Genomic DNA, 24,076 nt, shown 5'->3' with positions numbered 1-24,076 from the left:
AGATTACAGCCTTTGATGAAAAAAATTTATTCGAGTCAATTAATATTAGATTCCATGTAATTCAAACTAGATTGTTCCTGACCTTCTTCCGACCTAAAATAATTTGTTAGAATGCCTAATCTTTCAATTTTCACAGTTACTTCGTCCCCATCCTGTAACCATACTCTTTCCACTTCAGGAAGCCCCATTATTACACCCTCTGGAGTTCCAGTTAGAATAATGTCTCCAGGCTGTAAAGTTAAATGTTCAGAAACATAACTAATAATCTCTTCACAGTTAAAAATCATATCTGAAGTATTTGAATCCTGACGAATTTCTCCATTTACAAAAGACATAATTCTTAAATCATTCGGATTTTTAATTTCTTCTTTACTGACCAAATTTGGACCAATTGGACAAAAACCATCACAAGATTTTCCCAAAAGCCATTGCGAACTTTTCGATTGCAAATCACGAGCAGACACATCATTCGCTGCACAATAACCATATACTACAGATAGTGCATTTTCTTTTTTAATTTTTTTCGCTTTTTTACCAATGACTATAACTAATTCCGCTTCATAGTCTACCTGAGAAGATACGCTCGGCAAGGTTATGTCTTTTTCATGAGCAGTAAGTGTATTATTAAATTTGCTAATCAATATTGGCGCTGGAGGGATAGGTAAATTACACTCCACTGCATGCTTTTTATAATTCAATCCAATACAAATAATTTTATTAGGCTCTGGTACACAAGGACCAAAAATTAACGAATCCTCCATATGGAATAATGAATCATCCATAAATGAAATTTCGATTAGTCTCGAAAGAACTTTTTGCGCATGTTCTCCATGATTAATAAGTTCTGTAACTGTTTTAGGCACATTATTAATGAATGGATAGTTATTAGCTGCTGCTTCTACGTCTAATATTCCCTTGTCTGTTTTTATTCCTAAAGCTAATCGATCTCCTTTGACAAAAGTTACAGATATCATTGACTTCCTCCCTTTATTAAACTTAAAGAACAAGGTCTATTTTCCCAGAAATCTTTAAATAATTTTCATACGTGTTATAATTAAGATATGAAGTCTGAACATTGAAAATTGCATACTTATAAGGGTTGGGATAGCTAATCTTCTATCCTGTAAAATGTATGGAGTCGTCAGAGAAGACGAAAATCGCTGTACAGACTCATGATAAAACTTTCTATCTTAGTAAATGAAGAGAGCATTGCAACCCCCCACAGGTTGAATGCTCAGCAAAAGATTTCTTTTTATCTGCTTACCTTTTCCCTTGAAAATACTTTTCCCCATCCTTTTACAGTCCTTGGATCTACATCTACCATTTTTAAGCATTCCCACATAAGTACATTGATCGTGTCGTACATTGGAATATTATATTTTTCTTCATAATATTCAACTTTATCTACTGCAGGAAAATTTGTGCATACAACACTTAATGCATCAGCAGGAGAAGCAGTTACTGCTTGTATCATTTCTTCGATTCTGCCTTGATCTACTTGGCTAAAGGAACGATTTACTGTTTGGGAAAGTCCTTGAACATTAATCGTTTCAATATTGCAATGCTTTTTATATTGTTCTGCAATTAATCTATTTATCTCTGGAATATATGGTGTTACAAGGTGCACAGTATTAATATTGTGTTCTTTAAATGCTCTTACTTGGGATAACATAGAGGTTGTTGCCGGAATTCCTGTTCTTTTTGTAATCGCTTCACATAGTTCATGATCCATTTCGAAACCAAGCCATCCGCCTGACGTTCCGTTCCAAGCTATTAAATCAACCTCTGCATGTGCCAGCAACTCAGCTGCCTGGAGCATAGGTTCAAAATTAAATTGACTCAAGGCATCCTGCTCTAATGAGATTTTCGTAACCTCGAATCGACCATAATGGCACGTAACCTCCGGAACATGATATAACATCTTCGAGCAAATTGGCTCTAGAACTGTGTTTGAAGAGGGAGTAAGCATTCCAATTTTTTTCGGTTCTTTTATCATGATTATTCCTCCTTAAATAATTAATGAGCAACCCCGATTTTTTTATTGTAATTAATTAGGCTTGACACCGTTGCTAAAAGGAGACCTGCGACAACAAATACCATTAACGCCAAGAAATAGGAATCTGTGAGTGAAACAATAATACCGATATATATCGGGGTTACTATACCCGCAATATTTCCAGCAAAATTCATGCATCCACCAACAGTACCAATATGCTCTCTTTGCGAGATTGCAGCAGGAATACTCCAATATAAGCCACCCCAACGAAGAAAAAATAATGCAATTGAGAGTGTAGTAATTGCCATCGTTACCGAAGTAGACCGGCTTAAGAGAAAAATTGAAATGGCCGTCATGATACCTGCAATTGAGAGCATCGTCCTCATTACTGTATTAAAGTTACCACCTTTATCGCGCCACTTATCTGTAATTAATCCGCCTATAATTTCCCCGATAAAGCCAGAGCCAAAAATGATTAATATCGATCCGCCAATTGCTTTAATATCTAAATTTTGTGTTTTTGCAAGATAGGATGGCCCCCAAGTCATTAGTCCGTAAAAAACTGTGTTAAACGAAAACCAGCCGAGACACATACACCAGAAATTGCGAGCTCTTAAGTAATCTTTAGCACCAATTTTTACTCCAGAAGCATTACGTTTATGTTCTTCATACTCTTCCTCGAGAGCTTTTCGAATATATTCACGTTCTGCCTCGTTTACTTTTGGGTTTGCATTTGGCCCCCCTTTTATAACTCTCCATGCTAACCAAGCTATGATGATAGTAAGGATCCCAGCTCCAATTAATGCACCGCGCCATCCTCCAAACCATGCCATAAAAGCAATAATAATTGGTCCTCCAACGGCAGTTCCTAACGGTGCACCACTATCAATAATAGTAGCCCCACGGCCTCTTTCTTTGGAACTCAGCCATATGGCTTGTAGCTTTGAGGCCCCCGGCATAACTGGAGCTTCTGTAATTCCTAGCAAAACCCTTAGGAAAATTAATGATTTTGCACCCATGATAAAGCCTGTTAATGTTTGAACGATTCCCCAGCTTATGGCGGCGCCATAAACTACCTTATCTGGACGATATTTGTCCGCAAGCCAACCTGATGGGACTTGCATTAGAGCATATCCCCAAAAGAAGGAACTAAGGATGATACCGACTATTGCAGGATCTAGACCTAAATCACTTTGGACCGCCGGCATCGCAATTGATAGTACGGCACGGTCAACATAGTTAATTGTGACGAGTAAGAGAAGCATAATAAACACACGCCAACGCACATTTGTTGGTTTTGCTGTTAAACCAAGTGATTGTTCTGAGACTTGCAGACCTGAGCTACCTTTTGGCATAAAAATCCTCCTTTTTCAACTTAAAAGTTAAAGAGTTATGCTATTTTCAAAACGTTTAAGTAAATTTCAATAATCACCTCCTCTAATATTTGCTTAGCAAAACGTAACTAGTGAAATTACTAGATACGAGTACTACCTGATATTAACCCCTGTTCGTAAATTAGAATTTTTCTTCCTAAATAAATACTGTCCTCGCCCTTGTTCACCGATAACATATCCATCACGAACAATTTCCTCGCCCCTGGAAAGTACTCGCGTAATGGCTCCTTGAACGACTGTACCCTCATAAAGATTGTAATCTACATTTTGGTATTGCTTTTCCTTTGTAATAATTCTAGAAGTTTTAGGATTAAATAAAACAATATCTGCGTCAAATCCAACAGCGATACTTCCCTTTTTTGGATACAGCCCAAATAATTTTGCAGGACCTGAAGACATTATCTCTACAAACTTTTGTAAAGAAATTCTTCCTTCATGAACTCCAAAATGGTAAACAATAGAAAAAGTATCTTCTATACCAGGAACTCCATTAGGAATCTTTGCAAAATTATCCTTGCCTAGTGTTTTTTGTCCTTCAAATAGAAAAGGGCTATGGTCAGATGCAACAGTTGAAATAACGCCTGAGGATATTCCCTTCCAAAGATATTCCTGATTCCATTTTTCACGAAGAGGAGGGGAGCAAACATATTTCCCGCTTTCAAAGTTAGGTAATTGCAATTTACTTTGGTCAAGAACCAAATAATGAGGACAGGTTTCTGCATATGCCTGTACTCCACGCTTTTTTGCCTGTTCTACTTTTTCTAATGCATCTGCACAGCTAACATGGACAATATAGATGGAGGCATTCGCTGCTTCTGCGATTGCAAGTGCTCTCCCTGTTGCTTCTGATTCTGTTATCACTGGGCGTGTGTGAGCATGGAATATTGGTGAGGTATCACCTTTCGAGATGGACTCCTGAATTAATTCATCAATGATGTCACCATTCTCCGCATGTACATTCGTAATGATTCCTACTTCCCCAGCTTTTTTCATTATTTTAAACATTTCTCGGTCATTAACCATTAACTCACCTTTATAAGCCATAAACAATTTAATAGATGTAACACCTTCTTGATTCGCTAAAATAGGAAGCTCCTCAAGAACATGGTCATTATATTCACTTATAATTGTATGAAACCCATAATCTATTAAAGAAGTTTCTCCCTTCTTCTTCCATTCTTTTAAGTTATCTAGAATAGTTTGACCCTTTTTGGGCTTTGTAAAGTTGATGATGCTTGTAATTCCACCAGCTGCAGCTGCTCTGGTACCGCTTACAAAATCATCTGCAGTTCCAGCACTTTGAAATGGCCAAGCAAGATGTGTATGAACATCAATACCCCCTGGAAATATGTATTGTCCATTCGCATCAATTACATAGTCATCCTTTTCGGGAAAAAGGCGATCCGAAATAGCAGTAATTTTTCCTTTATCGATCATAATATCTGCATTAAAACAATCAGTAGCGGTAACAATCGTTCCGTTTTGAATAATAGTTTTCAACGGATTATCCTCCCATATCAATAAAATACTAAAGTGTCTGCTGTCGACAGTTTATAACATTCAACTTCTATGTACTCTTTTAATGAAAAGAGCGAATTATAGAAGCTCATATTCTAGTGGGGATATCTTAGTGGTTTGCAAAAATTTCTTTCAAATGAGTTAAATCTGTTTCAAGATGTTTTCTCATCATAACTGCGGCTTTTTCTTCATCTCTACGTTTCATAAAGTTAAGAATTTCTAGATGCTCGTTAAAAACTACCAATTCTCTATTCTCACCCTGGAAGTTTAAAACTCTGTAATAGTGACTCAAAGAGTATAAATCTCTAAGCTGTTTTTTTAATCTTACATTTTGACTATATTTTGTAATAAGATCGTGAAACTGAGTATTTTCCCCGATTAGCGCTAGTCTATTTTGCTCCTTTGCAGCATCATCTAAATATCGTTTTGCATTAAGTACCGTATTTTCAATTCTTTTTATCTCTTGCCCTGAAGCGAGCCTTGTTGTCAATCTTGCAGCTAATGACTCAAGTGCCATCCTGCATTCATATATATCTTCAATATCCTTCATCGTAGGCTTGTATACTGTAATCCTTGATTTTCCATCTATTACTAATAGCCCTTCCTTTTCTAACGCGCGTACTGCCTCTCTTACAGGGCTTCGGCTAATATCTAATTCTCTTGCGATTTTTGCTTCAAAAATTTTATCACCAGGCTTTAGCACTCCCTGAACAATCATTTCTCGAATGGAATTGTATACTTGGTCATAATATCTCACTGGTTTTTCAATCTCAAAAGTGTTCATTTATTCTCTCCCATCTTGTCGTCTGTCGACACTTTTTGATCCACAATCCCAACAAAGATAAAATAAAGTGGACACTTCAAATAACTACTGATTACACAGGCATTCGCCTGTCTCTCTTTAAGAATAGCATCTTCAACCATGCATTTCAATTTATTTTTTTAATTTTCATACTATTTGATCAATTTTTATTTATACTGCATATTTATTAATATCGAGTAGGAGGAGAGGCTACCTCCCTACCTCTGACACCACTGTACCGTTCGGTAGACAGCGGTATCTTATACAACAAATAGGAGCTGTCCGACTAGTCAGGTCGATTTTTTTGTGCACTTTTTAATAGATAGAACAATAAAAGGGGCTCCAGAAAGTCAATTTATCCTGACTTTCTGGACAGCCCCAGCCATTTCTTAATTAATCGCATTGAAGATTTACTTAGAATCAAACTTAACTTGATTTGGAACACGGATCAAGAGGACTCCGCCAATGACAAATAAAATAACTAAGCTGAGAACCCCGCTATTTGTATTTCCAGTTATATGTGCAGTGGCTCCAACTAATGTAGGTCCAGCAATGGCCGCAACCTTGCCAAAGATATTATAAAAGCCGAAGAATTCATTAGATGATTCTTTCGGTATAAGTTTGGCAAAATAAGAACGGCTTAATGCCTGTATCCCTCCCTGTACTGAAGCAACAAGCATAGCAAGAATCCAAAAATCGAGTGCCGTTTTTAAGAAATAGGCGTAAATACAAATAATAATATATACAAAAATAGCGACAACTATCATATTCTTTTCACTAAATTTTTGGCCTAATTTTCCAAACAATACTGTAAAAGGGGCCGCAACCACTTGAACTAAAAACAAGACAATCAGTAAAGTAGAAGCACTAATTCCTAAATCAGTCCCATAGGCAGTAGACATTGTTAAAATCGTATGCACTCCATCAATATAGAAGAAATAGGCCAATAAGAAAAGAAACAGTGCACGATAAGCTTTTATATTTTTCAACGTGGTGAATAGTTTTTTAAAACTTGTAGAAACAGGATTAGGCACACGCTCTACATAGTATTTTTGTTCAACATTTTTCAGCAGCGGGATGGTAAAAAGCCCCCACCATAAGGCTGTAATGACAAAGGCAATTTGACTGGCTATACCTACAGATAATGGAATAATAGCTTGCTGAGCCAAAATAATAATCGCGATTGAAATAATAAATGGGATTGTACTCCCGATATAACCTAGCGCAAAGCCATTTGATGAAATGCGGTTCATTCGGTCCTCACTCGTGACATCAACTAAAAAAGCATCATAGAAAATATTTGCCCCAGCAAACCCAACCGAGGTCAAAACAAAACATCCTAAGAGGATTAGCCATTGATCACTTGGCACAACTGCTAAAAGCAGTGTAAAGATAATTCCCAATGAAGCAAAAAATGTGAAAAACCTTTTTTTGAAGCCTCTAAAGTCAGCAATTGATCCTAGCAACGGTGCCAATATGGATACAATTAAAGTTGCAAATGAGTTCGCATAACCCCAGTAGGCTGTCGATGCGGATGAAGAGATCCCTGCATCCGTTGCAGCCGATTTAAAATATAATGGAAAAATTGCAGTAACAACAACGATAGCATAGGCGGAATTTGCCCAATCATAAAAAGCCCAGCTTCGTTCCGCTTTCGTCATTTTCTCCATTCAAGCCCCCCCTTTTATTAATTATTCTTTTAATGCCTAAAATTCCCTTTCATAACATTGTACACTTTATGGGTAGAATAGTAGTATTATATTTTCGTAAATTTTCAATAATGAAATAATCCTCTCTCCACATTCAGCATTTTGATTCGACATTATCTCTGTCTAAAGCAAATGTTGGAAAATAACATTTATTTCATTTACAATATGGATGTGTATTTATATTACATATTGTTATCCTAATATGTGATATTATATTTTTTTGATGGGAGCAGTGAATGATGAATTTTGTTACTTTAAATAATGGGTTAAAAATGCCACAGCTTGGTTTCGGAGTATGGCGTGTGGAAGATGGACAAGCAACTGAATCAGTTGCTAAAGCATTAGAGGTTGGATACAGATCTATTGATACTGCCATGATATATAAGAATGAAAATGGAGTAGGGAAAGCTATTAAAGAATCGGCTATTCCCCGAGAAGAGCTATTTATAACGACAAAGGTTTGGAATAGTGATCAAGGCTTTGATCGTACATTGCAGGCATATGAAGAAAGCTTAGAAAGACTTGGCCTTGATTATGTTGACTTATACTTAATCCACTGGCCAGCACCTGAATTTGATCAATATGTAGAAACATATAAAGCGCTAGAAAAACTTTATCAAGACGGACGCGTAAAGGCTATTGGCGTGTGCAATTTTGAATTAGATCATCTTGACCGTATTTTAAAAGAATGTGATGTAAAGCCCGTATTAAATCAAATTGAATGCCATCCGTTCTTTGCTCAAACCGTGTTAAAAGACTTCTGCTCAAAGTATGAAATTTTTGTAGAGGCATGGAGCCCTCTTCATCAAGGCGGTGAAGTGCTGCAAAATGAGACGATAAAAAATATCGCAGCGAAACATGGCAAAACAGCTGCTCAAACCGTTTTGCGCTGGCACTTGCAAAATAACACGATCGTTATTCCTAAATCAGTGACTCCATCCCGCATTGAAGAAAATTTCAATGTGTTCGATTTCGAGCTTTCAGCTACTGAAATGGATGCAATTAATAGCTTGAATCGGGATGAGCGTAAAGGACCTAAGCCTAATGAATTTCATGTAAAGTAATATAAAAAAAAGACGGCGAACGCCGTCTTTTTTATTTCTTATTAAAGAGTTACACGTGTACCCGTTTTGCCTTCAAGAGCATCTTGAAGCTTGTCCATTGAAGTGATGATTACGTTTTTGCCGCCTTTTTGCAGGAACAGAATAGCCGCTTCGATTTTTGGTCCCATGCTTCCTTTAGGGAAATGGCCTTCATCCATGTAACGTAAAGCTTCTTCAACTGTCATTTCAAATAGGTTTTGTTGTTGTGGAGTTCCGAAATGGATCGCCACTTGCTCAACACCTGTTAAGATAAATAAGTAATCTGCATTAATTTCTGCTGCTAATAGTGCACTTGCAAAATCCTTATCAATTACAGCATTTGTACCTTTTAGCATCCCATTTTCTTCAATAACTGGGATACCGCCGCCGCCAGCTGTAATAACAGTAATTTCTTTATCTAATAAAGCTTGGATTGCATCTTTTTCAACAATTGTTACTGGTTTCGGAGAAGCAACAACACGTCTGTATCCTCTTCCACTGTCTTCGATGTAAGAGATTTTTTCATTTTCAAGAACTTTGTCAAGCTCTTCTTTTGTATAGAATGGTCCAATCGGCTTCGTTGGGTTGCCAAATGCTGGATCTTCTTTAGAAACAACAGCCTGTGTAACGATTGTTGCAACTTGTCTTCCAATGTTACGTTCTACCATTTTATTTCTGAATGCTTGCTGGATTAAATATCCTAAGTTACCTTGAGTTTCCGCATCTAATACATCAAGCGGATAAGCTGGCACTACTGATTCAGCCATTTGGTTTTTAATTAAAGAGTTACCAACTTGTGGTCCGTTACCATGAGTGATAACTACTGTGTTTCCTTGTTCGATTAAACCAAGAACAGGCTCAACACTTTCACTAATATTTTGTTGCTGCTCTTCAAGTGTTCCCTTTTGGCCTTCTTTAATAATGGCATTACCACCAATGGCTAAAACAATTTTGCTCATTTGACAAAACTCCTTTATTTTCGAATTTCTCTTTCCCATTATGAATGTTTTCAATTTTCCATTGCAAGCTTTTTTTCAAAAAAAACCCTTCAAAAAATTTGGAGAGGATATAGCTAGCAACTAACCCTCTCCAAAATGATTTCATTATTCTGCTTCGATTAATCCAAGCTTCACTGCATATGCATCAATAGCTTTTTCAAAGCATGCTAATGGGGCACGAACGGTACCTGCACCGATTTGGCCAACTCCAGCTTCTTTATGAGCAATACCAGTGTTAATAACTGGCTCGATTCCAGTTTCAACAACTTTTCTTGCATCAATGCCAAGGCAAGAGCCTTTGAAATCCCAAGTAGGAATTGAGTAGTTCGGGTTGTGGTCAATACAAATTTCCATCATATCATTACTTGTGTTAACCGCATCGTCCATACCGCCTGCACCAACGAAGCGAGTAACACCAGGAGCAGCGATCATAGCCATACCGCCGACACCGAATGTTTCGGTGATCGCACTGTCACCCATATCAGGGCAAGCCATATCTTGATCATATCCCGTAAAGAATAGACCTTGTGGTGTATTAACTGGTGCTGTAAACCATTGATCACCCATACCTGCAATACGGATTCCGAACTCATGTCCATTACGGCACATTGCTGTTACAACTGTACCATGCTGAATTTGTCTTGCTGTATCCATAACTGCTTTACTTGTTGCCATCGCAATATTTAAAAAGAATTGGTCTGTATCAGCTAAGAATTGAATAACATCTAGTTTATCTTTTTCATTAGCATCTGATTGTAAAATGTATGGAGCGATGTCTTTTAAGAAAATAAGTGAACCAGCAATATTACGTTGATGGAACTCATCACCCATCGTAATTGCTTTTGCAATCGCTACGTTTACGTTTAACCCATCGCCTTTTACTTTAAGTGCTTTTGAAATAACAGGTCCTAGTACATCTCTGAACCATCCAAGACGGTTAATTACTTCCTCAGAATATGCACCGAAACGAAGAACTGCACCAATTCCTTCATTCATTGTACAATATGCTTGATTGCTGCCGTCACGATTTTCAACAACAAGAACTGGCATATTTCCAGATGTGATTCCACCCATTGGACCAACCGCATTTACATGGTGACATGGAATGAATTCGATTTCGCCATTTCTAAGCATTTCAAATGCTTCATCAGCATTTTTTGCCCAACCTTCAAATAATGTAGCTCCAACACAAGATCCTTGCATTGGACTTGTCATATTTTCCCATTTAATAGGTGGTCCTGCATGAAGTAATGCTTTACCATTTAATTCTTGAATAACAGATTTAGCAGGAACTACATCTGTTAAAAAAGGTGCGCCTGATACAATTTTATCAATAACCGCTCGGTTTGCTTCATCAATTGTTTTATATTGTCCGTACATTTTGCTTTCCTCCTGAACATTCATTGGTCGTGTAAACCGGTTTCCCTAAATTTCGAATCTATTTCTTAGATTAGCGAAGTACACTTAAGACTTTACGCATTCTTGGATTTCCTCCAGCAACTGGACGCCAGTCAAATTGAACTACTCTTCCGCCGTTTGCAGTAATTGCATCTGTAAATTTCTTTAATCCAACGTTAACTACATTTGGTTTTTCAGTTAATAATTTTTGGATTTCCTCTGAAACCGCAATATTAGCGTTCGCAGCCTCATTAGCAGGAACTACTTCTTTTTGTACTTCTTCAATTTGGATATCAAGCATAGCTAAAGCAGTTAAAACTGATTGGTTATTGCTATCACGTAAGATAACGCCAGCTTGTTCTAGTTTTGCTTTTTGCTCATCGATGTCTTGTGGATCTTGATCAGTACCACAAACAGTTCCAACAAAGTAAATGTTTCTGCCATTTTCTTTAGCAGCGTTTTGAATTTTTTGGATGCCAGGGATAAGTGCGCCCGCCATATCTTCATGAGAACCATATCCAAGTACAACATCAAATAAAATAATTGCTGTTGATTCATCTTGTGCTGCTTTTTGGAAGAATTGAATTCTTGTATCAGGATCAATCATTGGATGCGGTTTACCTTGTGTATAAATATCATCACCAAGGTCAATTACTTCAAATCCATTAGCATTTAACAGGTAACCGTCTTCATGATGATCTGTTGTTCCAAGGTTAAGTCCTCTGCTGATAAGTGTAGCTGCTTCGTATCCTAGCGTACCGCCAGAATATAAACCTTTAATTGTTTTTTGTTCAGGCTTTAAGTTCACTGCAGGTACTTCAGCTTGTAGCTCATTGTAATTTGGCTTGATTGCATTACCTTTTGCAAGGTCTACAGCGATAGCTGCTGTTTCTTCAAGTGTGTTTGCATAATAAACATTTCCTTCATGGTTATGTGGCTTTTCACCAAGGAAAATTGCAACAACTGGCTTAGAAATGCTTTGAAGTAATTGAACAACTTCATCACGAACTTCTTTTGCAGGTGGTTTTGAAATTAATGTGATTACTTCTGTTTGACTATGCTGTGCTAAAGCCTTAATACCATCTAACATTGTAATCGCACCAATTTTATCGTTGAGGTCACGGCCGCCAGTACCGATTGCATGGCTTACACCGCTGCCTAAACGGTCAATTTCTGTAATAACTTCTTGAATACCTGTTCCAGAAGCCCCGATTACACCAATTTTTCCTGTTTTCACAACGTTTGCGAATGCAAGCGGAACACCAGAAACAACTGCAGTACCACAGTCAGGACCCATAACAAGAAGACCTTTTTCATGGGCTTTTTCTTTAATACGACGCTCATCTTCAATTGTTACATTGTCACTGAAAATTAAAACGTGCATATCTCTATCAAGTGCTTTTTCTGCTTCTTCAGCTGCATATTGACCTGGTGTAGAGATGATTGCAAGATTCGCACCTGGTAATGCTTGCGTAGCTTTATCCCATGAGCGTACAGTTTCAAAAGCTTCCTTGCTGCTGCTGATTGCTTGGTTGCTTAAATAGTTATCTACTTCATCAAGAACTTCTTGAATCTTTTCTTCAGCATCAGTGTCAACAACGATACACATATCATTTGATGCTGCACCTTCAAGCTCATCCGTGAAAAGACCAGCAGTCTTGAAAATATCTTTGTTAGCAGGAGTCCCCATCATAATTTGGACTTTGTTAATGCCTTCCATTGTTGAAATTTTATTCGTAAGAAGCATTAGGTTAACTGAATCCTGATATGAATTCTGTTTTACGATAGTATAAAGCATGTTTTCATGCACCTCTTTTTATATTTTTCTTACTCTTCGAAAAGGTTGTTGAATTCAATCATTTCCTTTTCATAGTAGAAGGGTGGCAACTCTTGATGAGACCACCCTTCTTTTTTCTAACACTTTTTTATTTTGCAAAAGGGCTTTTATTGTCATACGCATTGTTGTGAACAACATCTGAAGTCAAATACTCATAAATATGATCAACAATTTCAATGCCGTTCTCTTCATATTTCTTTTCCCTTTCAGCACTTCTTTGCCCAGGGTAAGAAACTTTATCAAAGCCAGGGGCCGGTTTGATATTATTGAGGTCTTTCATTGTTGTTGCTATATCTTCTTGGAAGCCTTTAATTCCTGTAAAGAACTCAGGATTTATGACAATATGAAGCTGACCAAGATTGCGATACTCAGTGAGATCATGGTACATGGAAGAAACTTTGTTTCCAAACGGAAGGCCAAGTAAGATACCTGATAAAACATCAACCATCATCATGAGCCCGTATCCCTTTGGCCCTGCAATCGGAACTAACGCATTTACTTTAAATGGATCAGTTGTCGGTTCTCCATTGCTGTCAACAGCCCATGTATCAGGAATAGATTCATTTTTCGATCTTGCATGAAGAATTTTTCCCCAAGCCTGAACAGTTGTCGCCATATCAAAAGTAATGTGTTCTCCGTCCTTGCCTGGAGCAGCAAATGCAATTGGGTTCGTACCATAATAAGGCTCTGATCCGCCAAAAGGAACGACCATCGGATCGGATTGACAAACTGAGATTCCAACTAGATTTTCATCTGCAGCTTGTTGAACAAAGTATGAAAGTGCACCGCTATGGCCGATTCTGCTAACGCCTACTACAGCAATTCCATTTTCCTTTGCCATTTTAATCGCTTCATCCATTGCAAGTTTTGCTGCAACATGGCCTACTCCATTATCTCCGTGGAAAATCGCTGTACATGGACCCGTCTTTTCAAGCTTGAATTCCGGATTATTATTTAATCCGCCTTTTGCAATTCTTTCAGCATAATATTCCACCCTCATTGCTCCGTGAGAGTGTACTCCTCTAGCATCTGCATGAACAAGTACATCTGCAACTCCTGAAGCATGATCTTCAGTTAATCCGGCCTTATGAAGCTTTGTAGCAATTAAATCGTGCAATTGCTCTTTTGATAATCTCATTCCCTCTCACCCCTATGAATTCGTCCTTACCTATTTTCCTTTTGGAAAAATTACTTAGCAAACGGGTCTTTGTGATCGTATTGATTGTTATGGATCACATCAGAACGTAAATAATCATAGATGTCATCAACAATTTCAATGCCATTTTCCTTGTATTCCGCAATAACAACATCATTATTTTGACCAGGGTATAAAACCTTTGAAAATCCTGGTGCAGGTTTGATTTGATTTAAGTCATCCATTGTTTGCGAAATATCTTTCTTGAAACCAGCGATTCCGCCAAAGAATTCCGGGTTAATAACAATGTGAAGCTGACCTAATTTACGGTATGCAGTTAAATCTTCGTACATAGAAGATACTTTATTACCAAATGGAAGACCAAGTAGAATACCTGATAATACATCTACCATCATCATTAGACCATAGCCTTTTGGTCCAGAGATTGGTAATAATGCATTCACATTAAATGGATCTGTTGTTGGTTCTCCATTTTTGTCAACTGCCCAAGTATCTGGAATTGACTCATTTTTTGATCTTGCATGGAGAATTTTCCCCCAAGCTTGAACAGTTGTTGCCATGTCTAACGTAATAAATTTACCGTCTTCCATGCTAGGTGCCGCAAAGGCAATTGGGTTCGTTCCATAATAAGGCTCTGCTCCTCCAAATGGAACTACCATCGGATCAGATTGACAAACCGTAAGCCCAATTAAATTCGCTTGTGCAGCTTGATGGGTAAAGTAAGAAATTGCACCACTATGAGACATATCTCTTACACCAACAATTGTAATACCGTTTTCTTTTGCCATTTTAATGGCTTCATCCATTGCTAATTTGGCAGCTGTATGACCATTTCCGCCATCTGCATGAAAAACGCCTGAGCAAGGACCTGTCTTTTCAAATCTAAAGTCAGGGTTAGTATTAATTCCGCCTTTAGCAATTCTTTCAGCATAATATTCTACACGCATTGCACCGTGGGAATGAATCCCTCTTTCGTCTGCAAATACGAGTACTTCAGCTGCTGTTTCAGCATGATCCTCTTTAAGACCAGCCTTATGCAGCTTTGTTTTGATAAGACTTTTTAAGTCCTCTCTTTTTAATCTCATGGTGACACCTCTTTGTTGGGATTATTATAATTCCGGATCCCGATTACAATCTTTAGAATAAACATATGTTAAAGGTTCTCTTCCAACAGCATAAGCTGCCTGATGGACATATGGTCCCATGAAAATGTAATCGCCTTTTTTAACTGGAATCCATTCATTATCAAGGTTATACATACCTTCACCAGAAAGTAAGTATGCACCGTGTTGTTGATAATGTGTTTCAATAAATGGATGGCTTGCCGCTGGGTCGAAAGATAAAATGTGGAAGTTCATATCAAAATCAATATCCATTGGTAATAAATCTTTAATATGAACATTGTGCATATCATCGTAGTCTCTGTATTCAATATCATTTGAATGACCAGAAACAACCCATGGCTTACGGCCTTCTAGTGGCTTGTGTTTTTGTTTATAAAGGAATAGACGAGAATCGCCAGCTTCCATGTTTTCTAAGTACATAGTAACGCCTGGTGGGCAGTATAAATAGCCGCTTTCCTCTAGAACAAATTCTTGGTCGTCAGCTTTTGCTTTTACTTTTCCGCCTAAAACGTAAACGAAGCATTCAACATCTGATTGTCCGCAGTAGCCTTGGCTATTCTTTCCGCCTTCATGCATTGTAACGATGTAATCAACAAAGGTTGCACCTAATTGTGGAGATCCTAAAATCGACATTGTGCAATTTTCAAATCCAGGAATAACATTATTTACAAGACCTTCTGGTGCGATTAAAGCATATAAACCATGTTTGATAATGGATCTACTTGAAAGCAAATCTTTTGGATAACCCATCGATACATTCTCCTCTTTATTAAAGATTTTTTTATTATAAAAGGTAATAAACCTAATTATATGAAGCTGAAAATAACATCAATTATTCTTTATAACCTAATTCATAAAGGGCACCAATCAGTGCTTTAATACCTTCAGCCAAGTCTGATGGCTCAGTAAACTCAGCTGGATTATGGCTAATTCCCTTTAAGCTAGGAACAAATAGCATAGCTGTTGGAACAGCTGGAGCAAAAATTTGTGAATCATGTCCAGCCCCACTGTGCATTAGTTTGTAAGTCAAACCATTTTCTTTGCATTGTTTTTCAATTAATTCAACAACCTTCTGGTCCATAGGAACAGGATCAGCATCCATCCAAAGATCGATGTTTATTTCAACACCATGCTCTTTAGAAATTGCTTCCATGCGTGCGGTCATTTTTTCAGTGAAAGAAACAATTGCCTCTTTTTCAGTATGACGTACATCAATTGTGAAGATTGCTTTACCAGGAACTACGTTAACAATATTAGGCAGAGCTTCGATTTTACCCACAGTTGTTACAAGTGGATCTCCCTCTTCTCTAGCCATAGAAATGATTTCATAAACCATCTGGCTTGCAGCATACATCGCATCTTTGCGGTAGCCCATTGGCGTTGTACCCGCATGATTAGCTTCTCCAGTAATTTCTACTGTATAGCGTCTTTGACCAACGATGTTATTTACTACACCTACAGGGATCTTTTCATTTTCTAATACGTTCCCTTGCTCAACATGCACTTCAACAAATGCTTTTAAGTCATCTCGCATCCCTTTTGATTCATCCCTGAAGCCAAAACCAGCATTTTTCATCGCTTCCACAAACGGAATACCTTCAAAATCCTTAATGGTTTCAACATCTTCACGTTTTGCTAATCCTACAATGTTTTTTGAGCCCCAGAATGCATAAGGGAAACGGCTTCCTTCTTCTTCCGCCATTGAAACAACTTCAATGTTGCGGAGAGGTTCGCCGTATGTTTCTTTTAAATATTTTAATGCGAGGATACCGGCAATAATCCCGTATGCACCATCATATTTACCGCCATTTTTTACTGTATCAACATGGGAGCCAGTTAGTACTGTCTCGTTCACATTTTTCCCTTTAAGCGTTCCAAACAAATTGCCAATTTCATCAAATTTAGCTTCAAGACCGATTTCTTCCATCCAATCTTTTAAAGCTTTTTGGCCTTCAACCCAGGCTTTTGAATAAAGGAGACGTGATACTCCCCCTTTAGGGTCTTCGCCGAAGCCTGCTAGCCAATCAAGTTTAGAAGCAGCTTCTTCTGGCAGTTCGCCAAAGTTCATTGACTTTCCTTTTGTTTCTTCAGCCATTATGTTCATCCTTTCTGTTTAATTCTTGGAACTTGGATTATGCTAATATAGAGCGTTAAATTTAACTTCATGAAGTAAGCAGATTACTATTTGCAGTTCATTTGAAGAATGACATATAGTATTCTTTGTTATGTAACAACTTCCTATGCAACTGCTTACATTTAACATTTATAAGTTTTTGAGAAAGGTTTTTATTCTTAAAGACCCAGATTTAATGGTATAAGATTATACATCTATAGTCTTTAGGATAATTGGATAAAGTTTTATTAACTAATTTATCCTAATCGGATAAAACACGGACACAAGAAATAGAGTGTCTATATACTCTGACACTCTTACACAGCAAACTAATAAGTTCTTTCTTTAATGAGCGAGCTTTTTCTCATCTTGTTGCTCTTCTCTATAATAAAGGCATCTGACCGGCTTATCAGAATATAAGCTTGAACAGATACCATTAGATTCATAATAACTGTTTTTAGTACGTTATAACATGGAAAACGGAAAACTCATTGCTTCCGACTAGCGCCGTACAGCCACAATCATTTCACTCGACATAAATAAAATACAAAGTAGGAAAATAACTCTATGTTGAATTATGCCAGGGAGAAAGGCGAAATCCACTAGCCATTGGGCACTGGGGGCAAGTAAATTTTTAAAGTTCAATAAGAATTCTAGTAGGATCGGAAGAGTTTCCACCATAATATCATTTCCCTTTTTTAGGTTATTTTCTTGAACTTCCACACCTAATCAGTGAGTTTCTTAACCTCACCACTACTATAAGGGAAAAGCCATTACAGGCGAATAAAATTGTAAAGGGTTACATTACAAAAACATTAAAATAGCTAAGTCTTTACCTTGAAAAAATATCCAATTATCAATTGGGCGGCTCCTAATTTAATATTCCTAATTTTCACGTTGAAGAAGATCTACAATCTTTAACCCAACTTGAACAGATAACATTTCCTCCGCATCTTTAAAATCCATGCCAGTAATCTCTTTTATTCTGTCCAAACGATAAACAACCGTTTTGTAATGGATATAGAGAACTTTAGCGGCCTTAGCAGCATTTTGTTGACATTCCAAAAAAACCTGCAGAGTTTTTAGGAGATCCGCTTGATTTTCTTGGTGGTAATTTAACAATACCTTAAGCGATTGAGGAATAAACTGGCTCAACTCTAACGGGTCTTTAAAATGACATAACAGGCGAAAAATCCCTAATTCAGAAAAGGCTGTAATCGATTCCTTGCCATCTATCCTTTCACCTAGTTCTAATGCATCGCGTGCTTCCTTGTAACTTTCAGGAATGTCAATCACTCCCTTCGCTACGTTCCCGATGCCCACTTGAAGGGAAATGTCTTTTACTTGTTTTTTAATAAACTCTTGAATGCTTCTGGATGTGTTCTTTATATCTTTCATCCAAGCAGGATCATTTTTATTATTCTTCTTGACCTTCCAAAGAACGATGACTAAATTACTTTTGCTCGTAATAATCCCTTTCGGTAAGTAATGATGAACAGTCTCATACACCAATGCATGATTCCGATCGGAAACCACCTGCTTATTTCCAAACTCTTTAAGCTGATTTATTTTGAATACAACGGCCACAAACGAGCCTTCAAAATCCCAGCCGATTACATTCGCTTTCTGGTGGATTGATTGAAGTGAATGGATTTTCCCGCTAATAAGCTCATCAATTAAATCGTTTTTAAACTTCTTTTCAACCTCAGCTACCGCAAATTGTTTGACTAACTCAAGGGATAAAGAAGTTGCAGCATTTTCAACTGCAATTAAATCAAGTTCTTGTAATGATTTATTCATCTCTCCAATTAACAAGTACGTTTTTACATGATTTAGAGTCTCAATCGGAACGACAATTTGATGACCCATTACGTTATCTAATTGTGGATACTTCACAATTTGCCGATAGTGCGGGAACTTTATTCCTGCAGTCTGTTCATAGAAGTGAACCTTTTCAATAATTTGAAATGATGATAGACAAGGAGCCGTTGAAACAATACAATGAAAATTCCGGTCAAACAGGGCAACTGGGTTACCGATTAACTTCTCTAAAGTATCGATGATTTTTTCTGGCCCTTTATCAGCGAGTGACAATGCTGTAAAGCGATCATGAATTTCTTGATAATAATTTAACTTTGTTACTTGTTTATTAAAGAGTTCATCCATTACAGGATACATGACATCAACAAATGGAATTTCCTTCGGGAGCTGAATGATTGGTAAACCCAGTTTCTCGCTGTGTCGGATTAGTGGTTCAGAAATTTCCGTTTCCACTATTTTAACGACAAGGGCACTTACTTCTTTCTCCACCAACCTCACGATGAATTCCTTTTGTTCTCTTTCACCTAAAGAACGTATGGAATAAAGGCTAGTTAAGATTACTTCCCCACCCTTGATCCAGTCAACAATATCAGGCCCTTCCATGATCGTGATGCCCTTAATATCATTGATCAAATAACGGTGTCCCCCTAAGACAACTGCGTCTTTCATGGACTCAATATTTAATAAATCTGCTACTTTAAATTCCTTAAATTCCATCAGTATTTGTCCTTTCGATAGATTAATACTGCAAAATACGCCTCTTTAACTATACAGTAATTAAATGGCGTAAAACATTTTAAAATATTTAAATAAGTAAAAAGGGCAAGAGAGAAACCTCTTTAGCCCTTTTGTCATTTATTTATCGTTTTCGTCATCCATTACGCACCGTTTGGGTTTTTTCTAACTCTATATCCAAAGCTGTTTTTTCCTTTTTTTGTTTACTATCTTCTGTTACACTAGCACGTTCCCAATTTACTAGGTTTTCTAAAAGAAGGGCAAGAATTATTCCCGTTAGTAATCCACTGCTAAGTAAAGGGCGAACTACACTCGGAATTGTTTCAAAATAAGACACAGGTAATGTCATAATCACGATTCCTACGAACAACGGAATCGCTGAACGATATGCATTGTTCGTTTTAAATTCGACCTGCTTGAAAAAATTCATTGACGAATTCAGGAGTAACAAATATGAGACAAACAATGCTGCGCTTCCCACACTCAGTGGCAATTGAGAGAAGAAATGGCCAATCGGCGGGATTAGACCCATGACTAAAAACATAATTCCACCGAGAACAAATGGAAGTCTTTTTAAAATACCTGTTTGACTAAGAAAGCCGATTGACGAAACATAAGGTGAATAAGGGACAAGACCAAATAAACCAGCAATAGCCGAAAAAATACTTGTAATTATAAAGGACGCTCTGTATTCCGACTTCGTAGTCTGTACATTGTACATTCCCTCAGTTCCCTTTAACGATCCAAATGTATTTGCCGAGTTTAGTAAACCAGCTAACACTGTTGTAATAATAACCCCTACATCCCAAGCCGGTTTCCCTAATGGAAATAACTCCAAGCTAAATGACGATACTTGACTAACCGAATTTTGAGTATTAAAAATAAGTGAATATGCAATCCAACCAATTATGATACCAATCAGTAAGCCATAACGTCGAATACTTGGCGGTGCTTTAACACTTATGATAATAACGATAATTGCCGTAATGATTGATAATAAGGAAATAGATAGATCAATGTGTGCACCTTGTGCCTGATTACCAAACGGAATACCAAGCATACCTTTCAAAAAAATGCTAATCAATTGGCATCCAAATAAAAACATAAACACACCCATTGCTGCAGGGTTAAATAGCTTAGCCAGGTGTGGCCCTATGCCAGTTACACCAATAATAAATGTCAAAATTGCAGATATAATAATTCCAACTGTCAAGCTACCCCCAAGGACAGACAACGACATACCTTGTGCTGAGGCAGTCGTACAAAGAGTTAGGATCACTCCCCACCAAAGTCCTGATTGTCCTTCCATAATTGCGCGTCTATGACCAAGGAATGCTTGCACGATACAAGCTAAGCCAGTCACTATAAAGGAAAGCTGCAACAAATTCACAATTTTACTTGGAGAAAGGTCAAAAGCAGCACCAACTGTAATCGGTATAACCACAATGTTTGTGAAAATAAAAAAGAGCCACTGTAAGCCCGAAATCCAGTTACTTGATTTTAATAACTCCTTAATAACGATCACCTTCCCTAATAGTAATAAATAATTCTTAATTGACTGCAGCTTTAATACCTAACAAAATACCTGCTAACGTATCTGCTCCAGAAGTATGTCCTATTTGTTTCATTTCTTCAAGAGCTAACGATATATTAGGTCCTTGTGATTGATCCATTACTTCACACATCTTAATAAGATGTGAATGAAATTTCCTTTCAACTGCGTATATAAGATATTCAAAGGCAACATGTGTTGTCCGGTTCCTGCCATCTTCCAATAAATATTTTTTCAGTTGCTCAAGAAAGGCTTTGTTTGTTCCCTCAAATGAAGAAAGAATTGCACAAATCCCAGTTATAATATCATCACCGCTTGGTGTAAGGCCAAGGCCCCTTCCAATCCAATAATCAAATACTGTTTTAGAGTTTATTGAATCATGACCCCTCGCAAGTTTCCGCAACATATCTAATTGTTGGATTATGACTGAATCCTCTTTTGTATTTGCAGAATCGGAATTTATTAAATAATTTATTATCGCTGCTTGATCTTCTTGCGTTTCTGCTAGTCCTATTTGCCAATCATTTTGCAAAAGCCTTTTAGCAACCACTTGGACATTACTTTTTAAGTTATTCAAATTGTACATTTTTGATTTGATTGCATGATTCATCAATTCTGCTTGTTCTAACGCAAGAATTATTCCATCCGTGAAAACAAATCTATTTGATAACTTATCCCAATGAACAGTTTGGTTTACTCTAATTTGTCGAGTAAGCAGTTGTACATGTTCCTGTTCTAATGCGATCCCAAATGGAGCCATGCCATTTTCCTGTCCACCAACATGGACAAGATGATGACCGAAGTTTAAGTTGAAGCTATTGTTAAATATACTGTGGACACAACCTTTAGGATTGTTACTAACAATTTGATGAATTTCATCACTTAAAGCATATGCATTCCACAGATGTTTATCATATTTATTCGTTCCTGTTGAATAAATCAACCAATTCACCTCAAAACTATAATATATGCTTTAACATGACAGGAGCTTTCTTAAAAATTGTTCCATAATCTCTATTACTTAATAGTGTAAATGATAAACAAGTTAGATGTCATTGTTCACAATAACCAAAAAATCATTTGCATTTTGTTAACATTTAACGTAAAATGACATTTGCGAAGCTTTTAAATGAGGGATAAAACATGAAAACAATGAATGATTTATTTATATTAGAAGGCATGAAAGAAAGTGTTGTCCTGGCAGGTCACAGAGGACTCACACGGAATGTTCAATTTGTTAATATATCAGATACACCTGATATCATCCAATTTTTAGATAGTAATCATCTGCTTCTAACAACTGGTTATGCTTTCAGTGGTGATATTCAACAATTTTCTGCATTGATTAAACAAATGCACGAATTAAATTGTTCTGGCATAGTCATCAAAATTAACCGATTCTTAAAGGAATTGCCAACAGAAATTAAATTACTTGCTGATGACTTAGCTTTTCCCATTATCGATCTTCCTACAAAGCATACTTTAGGGGAAGTTTCCCGTCATATTTTGAATTATTTAAATGATTCTGAAACCGAACAGCTTTATTATGCCCTTCATGTTCAAAAAGAGTTCTCTGATATGCTGATAAAAGGATATAGTTTGACTGCGCTAATCGAACAATTAGGTCATTTTCTTACACGGCCGACCCTATTATTGAATCATCGAGGAGAAAAAATCGCCCATAGTCATGATTTCCGAATGGATTCAATGAAAATTGTTGAACAGGAAATTATTCAAAAGGTAAAAGAAGATTTAGCTGCTGCTAGAGAAGGAGCCACATTTGTCATTCCATCAAGAGAGCATCAATCCATTTCTACCTTTCCTGTACAAACAAAGAGGCAATACCCTAGCATGCTCGTTATAATTGATTCTTTAACTTTGCCTTATCCTTCTTCACAAATGGCAATCGAACAGGCCGGCAATGTTATTTCCTTTACGATTATAAAAGAACAGGCAATTGAAGAAAATTCAAGAATATTAAAAAATAATTTCTTTGATGATCTTATTGAAATGAGAATCCACTCCGATGAAGAGATTTTAAGCAGGGCAAATTATTATGGGCTGAAAGAGAACATGGATAATATTTGTATAATCTGCTCCATTGATCCACAAGGTCAAAATTATCAAGCTTTGCAATTATATGAAAAAAAGGCTGGGGAGTTATATAATAGTATTTATGATCAGCTCGAAGATGAAATCATTCACAGTAAAATGGATGCCATTTTATTTTCGAAGGAAAAATACTTTGTCATGATTATGCAATTCTCCAATTTTAGTGAAACAGATTTAAATAATGTAACAGAATTTATCGCAAGCTGTCAAAACAGTTTGCAGGGTGACTATTCAATTTCTTTCGGGGTTAGCAATGCAGTTCATTCACTCAAAGATATACCAACTGCTTATTTCGAATCTGTAGAAGCAATCATGAACGGCTATGAAATGAATAGGCAAGGATTCATCAACTTCTATAAGACGAAAGAACTTGAAGAATTACTTAATGTTATTCCGAAAAAAGATCTAAGAGCTCTTTACGAAAATACCTTAAAGTCGCTTGCCTATCCTAAGACAAAAGAAGATCAGGAATTAGTTAAAACGATACAAGTTTTCCTTGATTCCCAATGTGAAATTTCCGAGACGTCTAGAAGATTGTTTATCCATAGAAATACAGTTAAGTATCGAATTGAGAAAACGGAAGAAATGCTTAATTGTTCTTTTCGCGACCCTCAAGATTCACTGCGAATTCGCGTTGCGTTAATTATCGGAACCATTCTTAATGAACATGAACAATAATTTATAAACAAAAAACCAAAGCCCTGATTTTTAGGGCTTTGGTTTTTTGTT

At 37.0% G+C, this 24,076-nt stretch carries 18 protein-coding genes; 2 read left to right on the top strand and 16 right to left on the bottom strand.

Annotation, left to right across the window (positions count from 1 at the left end; all coding sequences use genetic code 11):
• Positions 1 to 35 precede the first annotated feature (35 nt).
• The 6 genes from V7122_RS22225 to V7122_RS22200 form a co-directional block, all read right to left on the bottom strand.
• Positions 36 to 974 carry a fumarylacetoacetate hydrolase family protein gene (locus tag V7122_RS22225; protein ID WP_335353462.1) on the bottom strand — a complete coding sequence of 313 codons (939 nt, stop codon included), beginning with the start codon at positions 972 to 974 and terminating at the stop codon, positions 36 to 38.
• A 278-nt stretch (positions 975 to 1,252) separates the two neighbouring features.
• Positions 1,253 to 1,996, bottom strand: a complete 744-nt coding sequence (locus V7122_RS22220) for a maleate cis-trans isomerase family protein (protein ID WP_335353461.1) — start codon at positions 1,994 to 1,996, stop codon at positions 1,253 to 1,255.
• Between the two features lie 20 nt (positions 1,997 to 2,016).
• Positions 2,017 to 3,351 carry an MFS transporter gene (locus tag V7122_RS22215; RefSeq protein WP_335346523.1) on the bottom strand — a complete coding sequence of 445 codons (1,335 nt, stop codon included), beginning with the start codon at positions 3,349 to 3,351 and terminating at the stop codon, positions 2,017 to 2,019.
• 132 nt (positions 3,352 to 3,483) lie between these two features.
• On the bottom strand, positions 3,484 to 4,890 hold the full coding sequence (hydA, locus tag V7122_RS22210; RefSeq protein WP_335346522.1) for a dihydropyrimidinase: 1,407 nt from the start codon (positions 4,888 to 4,890) through the stop codon (positions 3,484 to 3,486).
• A 127-nt stretch (positions 4,891 to 5,017) separates the two neighbouring features.
• Positions 5,018 to 5,692, bottom strand: coding sequence for a GntR family transcriptional regulator (locus tag V7122_RS22205; protein WP_335488457.1), 675 nt, complete (start codon positions 5,690 to 5,692; stop codon positions 5,018 to 5,020).
• Between the two features lie 428 nt (positions 5,693 to 6,120).
• A complete protein-coding gene (locus tag V7122_RS22200) occupies positions 6,121 to 7,380 on the bottom strand; it encodes an MFS transporter (RefSeq protein ID WP_335488460.1) in 1,260 nt (419 codons plus the stop codon).
• Between the two features lie 278 nt (positions 7,381 to 7,658).
• Between V7122_RS22200 and V7122_RS22195 the strand changes: the two genes are divergently transcribed.
• Positions 7,659 to 8,483 carry an aldo/keto reductase gene (locus V7122_RS22195; RefSeq protein WP_335488479.1) on the top strand — a complete coding sequence of 275 codons (825 nt, stop codon included), beginning with the start codon at positions 7,659 to 7,661 and terminating at the stop codon, positions 8,481 to 8,483.
• Positions 8,484 to 8,524: 41 nt separating this feature from the next.
• On the opposite strand, the gene arcC is transcribed toward V7122_RS22195, so the two are convergent.
• The 10 genes from arcC to V7122_RS22145 all read right to left on the bottom strand — a co-directional run bounded on the left by arcC (position 8,525) and on the right by V7122_RS22145 (position 22,178).
• Entirely contained in the window at positions 8,525 to 9,460 is a 936-nt protein-coding gene (gene arcC / locus V7122_RS22190) for a carbamate kinase (protein ID WP_335347914.1), read from the bottom strand.
• Between the two features lie 144 nt (positions 9,461 to 9,604).
• The gene (locus V7122_RS22185; RefSeq protein WP_335488462.1) at positions 9,605 to 10,879 is read right to left on the bottom strand and encodes a DUF1116 domain-containing protein; all 1,275 of its coding nucleotides are present in this window, start codon (positions 10,877 to 10,879) and stop codon (positions 9,605 to 9,607) included.
• A gap of 70 nt (positions 10,880 to 10,949) precedes the next feature.
• Positions 10,950 to 12,695: an acyl-CoA synthetase FdrA gene (gene fdrA, locus V7122_RS22180; RefSeq protein WP_335353458.1), complete on the bottom strand. Its 1,746-nt coding sequence runs from the start codon at positions 12,693 to 12,695 to the stop codon at positions 10,950 to 10,952.
• Positions 12,696 to 12,822: 127 nt separating this feature from the next.
• Positions 12,823 to 13,872, bottom strand: coding sequence for an ureidoglycolate dehydrogenase (gene allD / locus V7122_RS22175; RefSeq protein WP_335353457.1), 1,050 nt, complete (start codon positions 13,870 to 13,872; stop codon positions 12,823 to 12,825).
• 50 nt (positions 13,873 to 13,922) lie between these two features.
• Complete coding sequence (allD, locus tag V7122_RS22170; RefSeq protein ID WP_335529181.1) at positions 13,923 to 14,975, bottom strand: ureidoglycolate dehydrogenase; 1,053 nt, start codon at positions 14,973 to 14,975, stop codon at positions 13,923 to 13,925.
• 24 nt (positions 14,976 to 14,999) lie between these two features.
• Complete coding sequence (gene allE / locus V7122_RS22165) at positions 15,000 to 15,764, bottom strand: (S)-ureidoglycine aminohydrolase (protein WP_335353455.1); 765 nt, start codon at positions 15,762 to 15,764, stop codon at positions 15,000 to 15,002.
• An 82-nt stretch (positions 15,765 to 15,846) separates the two neighbouring features.
• Positions 15,847 to 17,109: an allantoate deiminase gene (gene allC / locus V7122_RS22160; protein WP_438824804.1), complete on the bottom strand. Its 1,263-nt coding sequence runs from the start codon at positions 17,107 to 17,109 to the stop codon at positions 15,847 to 15,849.
• 903 nt (positions 17,110 to 18,012) lie between these two features.
• On the bottom strand, positions 18,013 to 19,665 hold the full coding sequence (locus V7122_RS22155; protein WP_335346937.1) for a PucR family transcriptional regulator: 1,653 nt from the start codon (positions 19,663 to 19,665) through the stop codon (positions 18,013 to 18,015).
• Positions 19,666 to 19,819: 154 nt separating this feature from the next.
• Complete coding sequence (locus V7122_RS22150) at positions 19,820 to 21,208, bottom strand: uracil/xanthine transporter (protein ID WP_335488465.1); 1,389 nt, start codon at positions 21,206 to 21,208, stop codon at positions 19,820 to 19,822.
• Between the two features lie 25 nt (positions 21,209 to 21,233).
• Positions 21,234 to 22,178, bottom strand: a complete 945-nt coding sequence (locus V7122_RS22145) for a DUF2877 domain-containing protein (RefSeq protein ID WP_335346935.1) — start codon at positions 22,176 to 22,178, stop codon at positions 21,234 to 21,236.
• Positions 22,179 to 22,378: 200 nt separating this feature from the next.
• On the opposite strand from V7122_RS22145, the gene V7122_RS22140 reads away from it, so the two are divergent.
• The gene (locus V7122_RS22140; RefSeq protein WP_335488471.1) at positions 22,379 to 24,025 is read left to right on the top strand and encodes a PucR family transcriptional regulator; all 1,647 of its coding nucleotides are present in this window, start codon (positions 22,379 to 22,381) and stop codon (positions 24,023 to 24,025) included.
• The last annotated feature ends 51 nt before the right edge of the window (positions 24,026 to 24,076 follow it).

The organism is Bacillus sp. JJ1532, from assembly GCF_036965085.1.
Lineage (GTDB): Bacteria > Bacillota > Bacilli > Bacillales > Cytobacillaceae > Cytobacillus.
This window is presented reverse-complemented; position numbering and strand designations above follow the sequence as displayed.

Coding starts and splice junctions, on each gene's coding strand:
- V7122_RS22225 (WP_335353462.1), bottom strand. CDS start 974: ATGATATCTGTAACTTTTGTCAAAGGAGATCGATTAGCTTTAGGAATA.
- V7122_RS22220 (WP_335353461.1), bottom strand. CDS start 1,996: ATGATAAAAGAACCGAAAAAAATTGGAATGCTTACTCCCTCTTCAAAC.
- V7122_RS22215 (WP_335346523.1), bottom strand. CDS start 3,351: ATGCCAAAAGGTAGCTCAGGTCTGCAAGTCTCAGAACAATCACTTGGT.
- V7122_RS22205 (WP_335488457.1), bottom strand. CDS start 5,692: ATGAACACTTTTGAGATTGAAAAACCAGTGAGATATTATGACCAAGTA.
- V7122_RS22200 (WP_335488460.1), bottom strand. CDS start 7,380: ATGGAGAAAATGACGAAAGCGGAACGAAGCTGGGCTTTTTATGATTGG.
- V7122_RS22195 (WP_335488479.1), top strand. CDS start 7,659: ATGAATTTTGTTACTTTAAATAATGGGTTAAAAATGCCACAGCTTGGT.
- arcC (WP_335347914.1), bottom strand. CDS start 9,460: ATGAGCAAAATTGTTTTAGCCATTGGTGGTAATGCCATTATTAAAGAA.
- V7122_RS22185 (WP_335488462.1), bottom strand. CDS start 10,879: ATGTACGGACAATATAAAACAATTGATGAAGCAAACCGAGCGGTTATT.
- fdrA (WP_335353458.1), bottom strand. CDS start 12,695: ATGCTTTATACTATCGTAAAACAGAATTCATATCAGGATTCAGTTAAC.
- allD (WP_335353457.1), bottom strand. CDS start 13,872: ATGAGATTATCAAAAGAGCAATTGCACGATTTAATTGCTACAAAGCTT.
- allD (WP_335529181.1), bottom strand. CDS start 14,975: ATGAGATTAAAAAGAGAGGACTTAAAAAGTCTTATCAAAACAAAGCTG.
- allE (WP_335353455.1), bottom strand. CDS start 15,764: ATGGGTTATCCAAAAGATTTGCTTTCAAGTAGATCCATTATCAAACAT.
- allC (WP_438824804.1), bottom strand. CDS start 17,109: ATGGCTGAAGAAACAAAAGGAAAGTCAATGAACTTTGGCGAACTGCCA.
- V7122_RS22155 (WP_335346937.1), bottom strand. CDS start 19,665: ATGGAATTTAAGGAATTTAAAGTAGCAGATTTATTAAATATTGAGTCC.
- V7122_RS22140 (WP_335488471.1), top strand. CDS start 22,379: ATGAAAACAATGAATGATTTATTTATATTAGAAGGCATGAAAGAAAGT.